This window comes from Rhizorhabdus sp. (assembly GCF_018006725.1).
In the GTDB taxonomy this organism is placed as follows: Bacteria; Pseudomonadota; Alphaproteobacteria; order Sphingomonadales; family Sphingomonadaceae; genus Rhizorhabdus.
The window spans coordinates 1-7801 of sequence record NZ_JAGMXV010000211.1 but is presented as its reverse complement, the minus strand read 5'-3'; the positions used below and the strand labels follow the sequence as shown (position 1 = coordinate 7801).

Below are 7801 nucleotides of genomic sequence, written 5' to 3'. Positions count from 1 at the left end.
CTTCGCGATCGAGGACCCGCGCACTGGCCTCTACGGCATCGGCATCGAGTGCGACGCGCCAAGGCATCCTCTGCTCGAGAGCGCGCGGGCGCGGGAGATGTGGCGGCCGGACGTGCTCCGGCGCTCGATCCCGTCGATCCACCGCGTGTCCTCGCACCGCTGGTTCCACGAGCCCGAGTTGGAACGCGAGCGGCTCCGCAGGGCGGTCATCTCGGCGATGGGGGTTCTGGCGTGAGCGGACCGAAGGTCGTGCGCATCGTGACGCGCGAGGAGATCCTGGCGATCTGTCATGGCCAGCTCGCTCGGGTCGACGCGGCGCTCGCGGAGTGGACGCGGATCGGCAGGAGGAACGACTGCATCGACGAGGAGGCGCTGGCGACCGCCAACCGCCGCCGGGATGCCTTGGCCGCGCTGATCGCGTCCGATCGCTTCATGGACCTGCAGAAGCAGGCGCCGGTCGAGGAGGAGTTCCTGCGCGCCGACATGCAGCGCCGGCTCGCCGCCGTCGCCGCCGAGCAGGCGGCCGCCCGGTCGAAGGAGCGGCGTGGCCGGGAGGCGGCGGCGACCCTCCTGCGGCGCCTGCGCGAGCTCGACTCTCCGCCGGACCCGGCGCTCGTGGCTGCGCTGGAGCGGGGCGACGCCGGGGCGCTGGCGAAGGGCTTCGAAATCCTCGCGGACGCTTCCGCGAGGCCGGGCGCGGCCCCCGGTCTTGCTTCCAGCCTCAGGGAGGGCGCTCCATCGGCGACCTTAGCGGATTGGCTCGCGGCGCAGCCTCCCAAGCCTGACGACCCCGCGGTCGAGAGGATCGCCGCGAGGCTCGACGAGCTCGACGCGTTGGGTGGCTTCGATACGAACGGACACCGTGCGCGGCTCGACGAGGCCGCAGACGCGGCGCCGGCCCGCCGGAGCCTGCTCATCGACGGCCTCGAGGTGGAGACCGGCCGCAGCCTCACCGATGCCCGCCAGCGCGCATCGCTCCGCACCGATCTAGTTCTAGCGCGCGCTGAGCTGGCTGCTGCCGGAGGCGCGTCTTCGGACGAGCCGATGGACGCGCTGGGTGTGCCTGCGCTTCAGACCGCGATCGCATCGACGCGTGCAGCGATCGAAGGCCTCCGTGCCGCGCGGGCTGCCGCTGCGCGTCGGGCGGCCGTCCTCGAAGGGCTAGCGGGGCTCGGCTATGAGGTCACCGAGGGCATGTCGACCTCTCTTGCGGACGAGGGGCGTCTCGTCCTTCGAAGCGCCGTCCGGCCGGACTACGGCGTCGAGGTCAGCGCGGTTGCCGGGGCGGAGCGCATGCAGATGCGGCCCGTGGCGTTCGAGGCGGCGGGCGTCGGCCCGGATCCTGGTCGAGATCGCGACGCCGAGACGATCTGGTGCGGCGACGTCTCGACGCTGCAGGACGCGTTGGCGGCGGCGGGCGGCGGCCTCGTCATCGAGCGCGCGCTGCCTGTCGGCGCGACCCCGCTGAAGAGGATCGCGGTCGAACGCTCCGCCGCCGGCGGCGCTGCGGCGGAAGCGCCGGCGCTCAGGGAGCGGACGCTGCGCTGACCATCAGCGGGCGGGTCGCCATCCGGCGGCAGCGGCCTCGGCGGCGCTGCAGAACCACCTCTCGCCCTTCAGAGGATTGATGCGGACTGTCGCATAGTCGCGGGAGCCCGGCAGGTGGTAGATCCGCGAGCCCTTGGAGTTCACGTTGCCCTTCACGGCGCATCGGGCGTCGGGCGGCGATTGTGGCACCACGGCTTCGCGCTGCGCCCGCCGGTATGCCTCTGGAGGTTGGAAGCCGGTCGCCCAGATGCCCCTTCGCGTCGCGCGTGCCAGCTGCTCCGCCCCCACGTAGTCGAGAGAGTATTTGCGGTAGGCGGTCGCCCAGCCGGCCTCGACGATCGCAAGGCCCACATCCGCACCGTCGAGACTGCATCGGGCGACGACCCGTCCATATCGGTCGGTGTCGACGCGGGCGCACCGCAGGACCCGTCCCTCCACTCGCGACTTGAGCCATTGCGCCGCTAGCTGTCCGCACGCGACCTTGGACGTTCCCGCACCGCACATCTGCGACAGCTCCGGCGCGTCCACCCCGAAGAGTCGCACGCGCTCGCCGCGCACATGCAGCGTGTCGCCGTCCACCACCGCTGCCGGTCCGCTGAAGGCGACTTGGGCGGCCAGGGCGAACGAGATCCAGGACAAACGGCGCCCCCTCTGGCAGTGATAAGTCAGTTGCCTATAAGTGTTGGAAGGGAAACGGAAGTCCAAGGGGGGAAGATGGTCACATCGCGGCAGTTCGCACGGGGCATGGTGCGCACCATGCGCGCGATGGACCGCGCGGCGAAGCAGGCCGAACGACAGCGGATCGCACGCCAGAACGCGTTGCATCGCGAGGCGATGCTCGACGCCGCCGCGCAGGCGGTCGCCGAATACGAGGAGATGGTGGAGGCGCTCACCGGCGGGCATCGGATCACCTTCGGCAAGCGAGACTGGCTCACCACCGCGACGGCTCCCGACGAGCCGCATCCGGCGCGACGCGACGACGAGGAGCTGGCCGCGCGGGCGAGGCTGGACGGCTACGTGCCGGGGTTTCTCGACAGGATGCTTCGGCGCGGCGAGAAGGTGATGGCCCGGCTCGCGGACGACGTCGATGCCGCGAGGAGGCGCGACGACGATCTGCACGCGCGCGCCGCGGAGTCTGTCGCGTCGCGGAACGCGCAGGCCGCTGTGGCGCGCAAGGTCGTGGAGCGTGACCCGGACGCCCTAGTCGCCGCACTCGAGCAGCACAGCGATCTTGGGCGGCTCCCGTTCTCCGTCGAGGGCATCGACACGATCTTCCTGGATCGACGCGTCATCGCCGTCGTCGACGGTCTCGACCTTGAGGACATGCCCGACGAGTCCGTGACGCTGCTGAAGTCGGGCAAGGCGTCCTTCAAGGCGCTAGCCGCCGGCAAGCGCCTGGAGATGCACCGGGATGCGATCTGCTCGGCCGCGCTGCGCGTCGCCATCGAATTCCTGTCGACGCTGCCGCTCGACGAGGTCGAGGTGCTGATGCTCACCGACATCCTCGATCCGGCGACCGGACACATCGCCGGGTTGCCGGTCCTTTACGTCCGCGTCGCGGAGCAGGCGCTGCGTGCAGTCAACCTTGGCCGCACCGACGCCTGCGCGCTCGTGGAGCGCCTAGGCGGTCACATATCTTGGAGCCGGCGGGACGGCTTTCGCGCCATCAATGCCGCCGCCTTCGGGATTGATCTATGTTCGTAGAGCCCTTTGAAGGACGAAGGTTTGGCTTCGTTTCCAACCGAATGATAATGCAATCGCCTCACCGTGATGCCCCGCGGCGGACTGCATCGCCCGCTTGAGTCGACCGAACCGACCTGAACGAATATCGGCATTCCGGATGAGCGGCCGAGCCGACGGACGACCCAACTGAGGCGCTAAACGGACACCCGGGGCTACGTGGACCATGGCCGGGATGGGCGCATCCCGGGCGGCCTATCGCCGCGAGGAAACGTCCGCTTAGCCCGGTTCAGCTCCCGAAAGCTGCTAGTCGGCTACCGGCCCAAGAGCCGATTGGCTGCTGGCGTCGGAAGCTGCCGGGCAGATAAGCGCCCCAATTTCGGACATTCACCCGATCCGATCACAATCCCGAAAGCTGCCGTTCCTGAATGGACTACCGATCCAACTCAAATGACCGTCTTTGGGAATATCCCTGAAGTTGCTTTGAGGAAGGTCACCTGATCTTGCGACCAAAATCAGACTTGCTCGCCCGCGATCCAGGCCAGCGAACCGGCGTGTCCGATGCAAGCGCCTGTCCTACTTCTAGCCACGGCGCGATATGAATAGTTCGCATGTCACGGAACTGGATTCGCCACTGCCCTTCATCGCGGACGTACCGATCCATATAGCGAACGGCGCCATAAATCGCCGCCCCGCTTAACACGAGTTCGAGGTGCGCGCCGACGAGGCCACTAGCTTGATTGGCGTCATGGAAGGTAAACTGTGCGTAATGAGGCGTATGGATCGTAAGCCCCATTTGATTTCGCGACGCTCGAATGAAGTCGACGATACCCTTGCGGCCTTCACCCACCACGTCTCCAGAGGAACTGAAAGTCGCCGTATCCGTAAAGCTGTTGCCGACGGCTTCTAAATCGTCGCCGTCTGCAGCAAGGAAATAGCTGACGACCAGATCGTTCAGCTCCACCCTATCCTCAAGCCGCTTCACGCGGTCGATCAGTTCCATTGCTTTCTCCGACCCGTACTTGGATGCGAATGCCTACGCGATAGCCGGAGCGAAACTGCCATAGCCTCCGCGGAAAAATAGCAGCGGCTGGTCTGGCCGGCTGATGTCCAGCTCCTGTACCCGACCAAGTACGATGTAGTGGTCACCCGCCTCGTAGACCTTTTCCAAGCTGCAATCGATCCATGCCACGACATCGTCGAGCACGGGCGAGCCGTTGGCGGAAAGTCGGTGAGATAGACCCGCAAACTTATCCTCACCCTTGGCGGAAAAGCGGCGACAGAGATCCTTCTGGTCGCTCGCGAGAATGTTCACGCAGAACTTTCCCGCGCGCTCGATATCGGGCCAGCTGCTCGAGGACATGTCCGGAAAGAAACCGACGAGCGGAGGCGAGAGCGATACCGAGGTGAACGAACCCACCACCATACCGGCGCGCCGCCCGTTCGGTAGCGAAGCCGTGACTACGCATACACCAGTCGGATAATGGCCGAGTACGCGTCGATAGACCGCAGCGTCGATCACCGGATCTATCGTAACGGTCATCTGCCAATCCACACCGGCTTACGCCGCTCGCCGGCCGCGCGTTCGCCCTCCATTTTGTCTTCGGTGGTCGCATACTCCTCGATCGGCTCGAAGCGGGTCATCAGGGCCACCTCAAGCGGGTGGCCGAGCCGGCCAAGAGCTGCCGCCTTTGCAGCCTGGACAGCCAGCGGCGAAGCTGCGTTCAGCTTCCTGGCCCAGCGCAGCGCGGCGTCGGCGAGATCGGCATAGGGTACGACCTCGTTGACCAGCCCATAATGTTTCGCCTCGTCGGCCTTGATGCGGTCGCCGGTCAAGATCAGCTGCATCGCGATGTGATACGGAAGCTGGCGGACGACACGATGGACGACGCCGCACTCACCAATGATCCCAACCTTCGTCTCGGGAAGCCCAAACTGAGCGGTATCGGCTGCGACGATGATGTCGGCGCACATCGCCAGTTCGAAACCGCCGCCGACGCAGAATCCCTGCACCGCCGCGACCATCGGCTTCTTGCAGGTGACGAGAGGTCCGCCGATCCCGGTCAGACCACCGCCGAGCGCCATGCGCGTCTTCCGCTCGGCGCCACCCGATACGTCTGCGCCGATGCAGAAGCCCTTCTCGCCTTCGGCCGAGAGAATGACGGCCCAGATGTCGGGATTGGCGTTGATCTCCTTCCAGGCGGCGAACAGCAGATCGTCCATCTCGCCTGTTATGGCGTTCAGGCCCTGGGGACGATTGAGCCGCACATTGGCGATATGGCCTTCCACGGTGAAATCGACATCGGCCACGATGCTACTCCTTGAAACTGTTGATGAGGCCGGTCGAAGACGGGCCACGATATTCTTCCAAAAGGGGCTTGAGCCCTTCCTTCGCCATGCGGTCCCGGATCGCCAGGACAGCGGGCGCGACATGAAGAAGCGAATCCATTTCCGCGATGCCGGCCGTCGCGGTGCGGAAGCCCGCCGCCTCCGCGGCGCGATTAATCGAGAGCTTTTTGATACGAAGCACCTCGGGGGGGATCAGCGCGATGCGTGCTGCCAGCGCCTCTGTGGCCTCGATCAGGCGATCGGCTGGTACGCAATGGTTGGCCCAACCCCATTCGACCGCCATATGCCCGTCGATGCTGTTACCGGGCAGGAAGGCAAACTCCTTGGCCCTCTTCGCGCCGACTTGCGCCACCCAAGTCGGGGCGATGAAACCGCCACCGATAGGTACGCCTGGTTCGCTGATCCTTACATCGTCAGCCACGATCGTCAGGTCTGTGAAAATGCAGAGCTGCGCCCCGACGCCCGAGCAATAGCCATGGACCGCCGCGATGACCGGTTTGGGATGGTCCCAGATAGACAGCCAACGCGCGACGTTGGCATTTAGGCGCTGTGCGTCGGCGATGGGATCCATGGCGGCCGCGCCACCATATTGCCCCAGATCCATTCCCGAACAAAAACCCTTGCCGTTCGCCCTTATGCCGATGACGGGACCGCCTTCCCTCGCCAGCGCGGCAAGGGCAGCTGAAAAGCTTTCCAGCATGGAGGCCGACAGGGCATTCGCCTGTGCCGGTCGGTTGAACACGATCCAGCTGATCGGGCCGGCATGCTCGATCAGGATTTCAGGGCAAGGATCGTTCTGGCTCATTCCGCCCGACCGATGGGATTGAACGCACGCACATGATAATCGGTTGCGAAGGTCGTGCGCAGCTCGCGGCGCTTGAACTTCCACTGCCCATCACGCTTCACAACCTTATCGAAATACTGGCCGTAAAGGATGCCGTCCGGGCGTTCCTTGGTGTAGCGATGGATCGCGAGAACGATCGAACGGACGTTGGCTTCGTCGTTGCCGACGAAATCGATCGTGATGTTCGAATTATGGTGGCTGGTGCCGCGGAAGAAGGTGCCGATCCCATCGAGCGTCTTCTTGTAATCCTCGATGCCGGTCGCGCCGAAATTGGGCGCGTAGCTTACCTCGCAGTCGTCGACGAACAGCCTCGCCATCTCGACCGGCTGATTCATGTCCAGGTGATAGGAATATTGGTATATCATTCGCGCGATCGCGCGCTCTTCGATCAGTGTCTCGATGTCTGTCATGGTCACGTCCGCTAAGTCCTTATTGAAGAAATGGGATGCGCTGAAAGGCCGTCAGTGAGCGAGCATTCCCGCATCGACGAGATGCTCGGCACCGGTGACGTAGGAGGACTCGTCCGACGCCAGGAACAGCACGACGTTCGTCACTTCGCTGGGGTCGGCGATGCGGCCGAGCGGAATCTGCGCGAGTGCGTCCCCGCCGCCCTCGTCGGTCGCCTCGATCATCATCGGGGTCATGATGAAGCCCGGATGGACCGAATTGACGCGGATATTGTGCCGGCCATATTCCATGGCAGTCGCCTTGGTCATGCCGCGCACCGCGAACTTGCTGGCGACATAGGCCAAGCTCGGGAAACCGTAATTCGCCGCCATGCCCGCGATCGACGATATGTTGACGATCGATCCCTTGCCGGCGCGCAGCATCGAAGGGAGCGTCGCGCGCATTCCGAGGAATACCGAATGCTGGTTGACCGCACAGACGGCGAGATAATCGGCTTCGGCCAGTTCGGCCGTCTGCGCGATCGGACCTAATATCCCGGCATTGTTGACCAAGATCGAAATCGCTCCGAACGCGTCCTCGCCCCTTGTCACGACGTCGGCCCACTGCGTCGCATCGGTCACGTCATGGGACAGAAACAGTGAATTCTTGCCCAATTCCTTTGCGAGCGCCGTCCCTGCGGCCTCGGAGCGGTCGGTCAGGATGACCTTCGCACCCTCGGCGACAAACCGTCGTGCATGGGATTCGCCCATGCCGCGAGCGGCGCCGGTGATCAGTGCTACCTTGCCTTCGAGACGGTTCATCACGTGGCCTTTTCCAACCGCTGAAACTTCGGAACGAGACAGCCGGGTCGACGCGCCGAACGCCGACCCCGACAGTCAGGAGTTAGAACTTCACCGACAGTTCCGCACCGAAGGTGCGGGGTTCGCCCGGATACCAGGTGTTGACGCCCGCCGACGCGCCAAGCGCATAGCC

At 64.9% G+C, this 7801-nt stretch carries 10 protein-coding genes; 3 read left to right on the top strand and 7 right to left on the bottom strand.

Translation table 11 applies throughout. The annotated features are described in order from the left end of the window. Positions 1 to 235, top strand: a 235-nt coding sequence (locus KAY22_RS21410; RefSeq protein WP_296625247.1) for a hypothetical protein, incomplete at its 5' end; no start/stop codon positions are given. Beyond that, positions 232 to 1548: a hypothetical protein gene (locus KAY22_RS21405; RefSeq protein WP_296625246.1), complete on the top strand. Its 1317-nt coding sequence runs from the start codon at positions 232 to 234 to the stop codon at positions 1546 to 1548. The genes KAY22_RS21410 and KAY22_RS21405, both read left to right, overlap by 4 nt. Before the next feature lie 3 nt (positions 1549 to 1551). On the opposite strand, the gene KAY22_RS21400 is transcribed toward KAY22_RS21405, so the two are convergent. Then, positions 1552 to 2187: a thermonuclease family protein gene (locus tag KAY22_RS21400; RefSeq protein ID WP_296625245.1), complete on the bottom strand. Its 636-nt coding sequence runs from the start codon at positions 2185 to 2187 to the stop codon at positions 1552 to 1554. 75 nt (positions 2188 to 2262) lie between these two features. On the opposite strand from KAY22_RS21400, the gene KAY22_RS21395 reads away from it, so the two are divergent. Next, positions 2263 to 3252 carry a hypothetical protein gene (locus KAY22_RS21395; protein ID WP_296625244.1) on the top strand — a complete coding sequence of 330 codons (990 nt, stop codon included), beginning with the start codon at positions 2263 to 2265 and terminating at the stop codon, positions 3250 to 3252. A 469-nt stretch (positions 3253 to 3721) separates the two neighbouring features. On the opposite strand, the gene KAY22_RS21390 is transcribed toward KAY22_RS21395, so the two are convergent. The 6 genes from KAY22_RS21390 to KAY22_RS21365 are packed head-to-tail and all read right to left on the bottom strand — an operon-like array spanning position 3722 to position 7629. Then, entirely contained in the window at positions 3722 to 4231 is a 510-nt protein-coding gene (locus KAY22_RS21390; protein WP_296625243.1) for a nuclear transport factor 2 family protein, read from the bottom strand. 33 nt (positions 4232 to 4264) lie between these two features. After that, positions 4265 to 4771, bottom strand: coding sequence for a flavin reductase family protein (locus KAY22_RS21385; RefSeq protein WP_296625242.1), 507 nt, complete (start codon positions 4769 to 4771; stop codon positions 4265 to 4267). Next, the gene (locus KAY22_RS21380; RefSeq protein WP_296625241.1) at positions 4768 to 5538 is read right to left on the bottom strand and encodes an enoyl-CoA hydratase-related protein; all 771 of its coding nucleotides are present in this window, start codon (positions 5536 to 5538) and stop codon (positions 4768 to 4770) included. The genes KAY22_RS21385 and KAY22_RS21380 overlap by 4 nt, the downstream gene beginning before the upstream one ends. 4 nt (positions 5539 to 5542) lie before the next feature. Next, the gene (locus KAY22_RS21375; protein ID WP_296625240.1) at positions 5543 to 6382 is read right to left on the bottom strand and encodes an enoyl-CoA hydratase-related protein; all 840 of its coding nucleotides are present in this window, start codon (positions 6380 to 6382) and stop codon (positions 5543 to 5545) included. Continuing rightward, complete coding sequence (locus KAY22_RS21370; protein WP_296625248.1) at positions 6379 to 6831, bottom strand: nuclear transport factor 2 family protein; 453 nt, start codon at positions 6829 to 6831, stop codon at positions 6379 to 6381. Before KAY22_RS21370 ends, KAY22_RS21375 begins: the two co-directional genes overlap by 4 nt. Positions 6832 to 6882: 51 nt before the next feature. Then, positions 6883 to 7629 (bottom strand): glucose 1-dehydrogenase, encoded by a 747-nt coding sequence (locus KAY22_RS21365; protein ID WP_296625239.1) that lies wholly within the window; start codon positions 7627 to 7629, stop codon positions 6883 to 6885. Between the last annotated feature and the right edge of the window lie 172 nt (positions 7630 to 7801).

What these genes read in the sequence shown, in the direction of transcription:
- KAY22_RS21370 (WP_296625248.1), bottom strand. Translation starts at nt 6,831, where the DNA reads ATGACAGACATCGAGACACTGATCGAAGAGCGCGCGATCGCGCGAATG.
- KAY22_RS21365 (WP_296625239.1), bottom strand. Translation starts at nt 7,629, where the DNA reads ATGAACCGTCTCGAAGGCAAGGTAGCACTGATCACCGGCGCCGCTCGC.
- KAY22_RS21395 (WP_296625244.1), top strand. Translation starts at nt 2,263, where the DNA reads ATGGTCACATCGCGGCAGTTCGCACGGGGCATGGTGCGCACCATGCGC.
- KAY22_RS21390 (WP_296625243.1), bottom strand. Translation starts at nt 4,231, where the DNA reads ATGGAACTGATCGACCGCGTGAAGCGGCTTGAGGATAGGGTGGAGCTG.
- KAY22_RS21385 (WP_296625242.1), bottom strand. Translation starts at nt 4,771, where the DNA reads ATGACCGTTACGATAGATCCGGTGATCGACGCTGCGGTCTATCGACGC.
- KAY22_RS21375 (WP_296625240.1), bottom strand. Translation starts at nt 6,382, where the DNA reads ATGAGCCAGAACGATCCTTGCCCTGAAATCCTGATCGAGCATGCCGGC.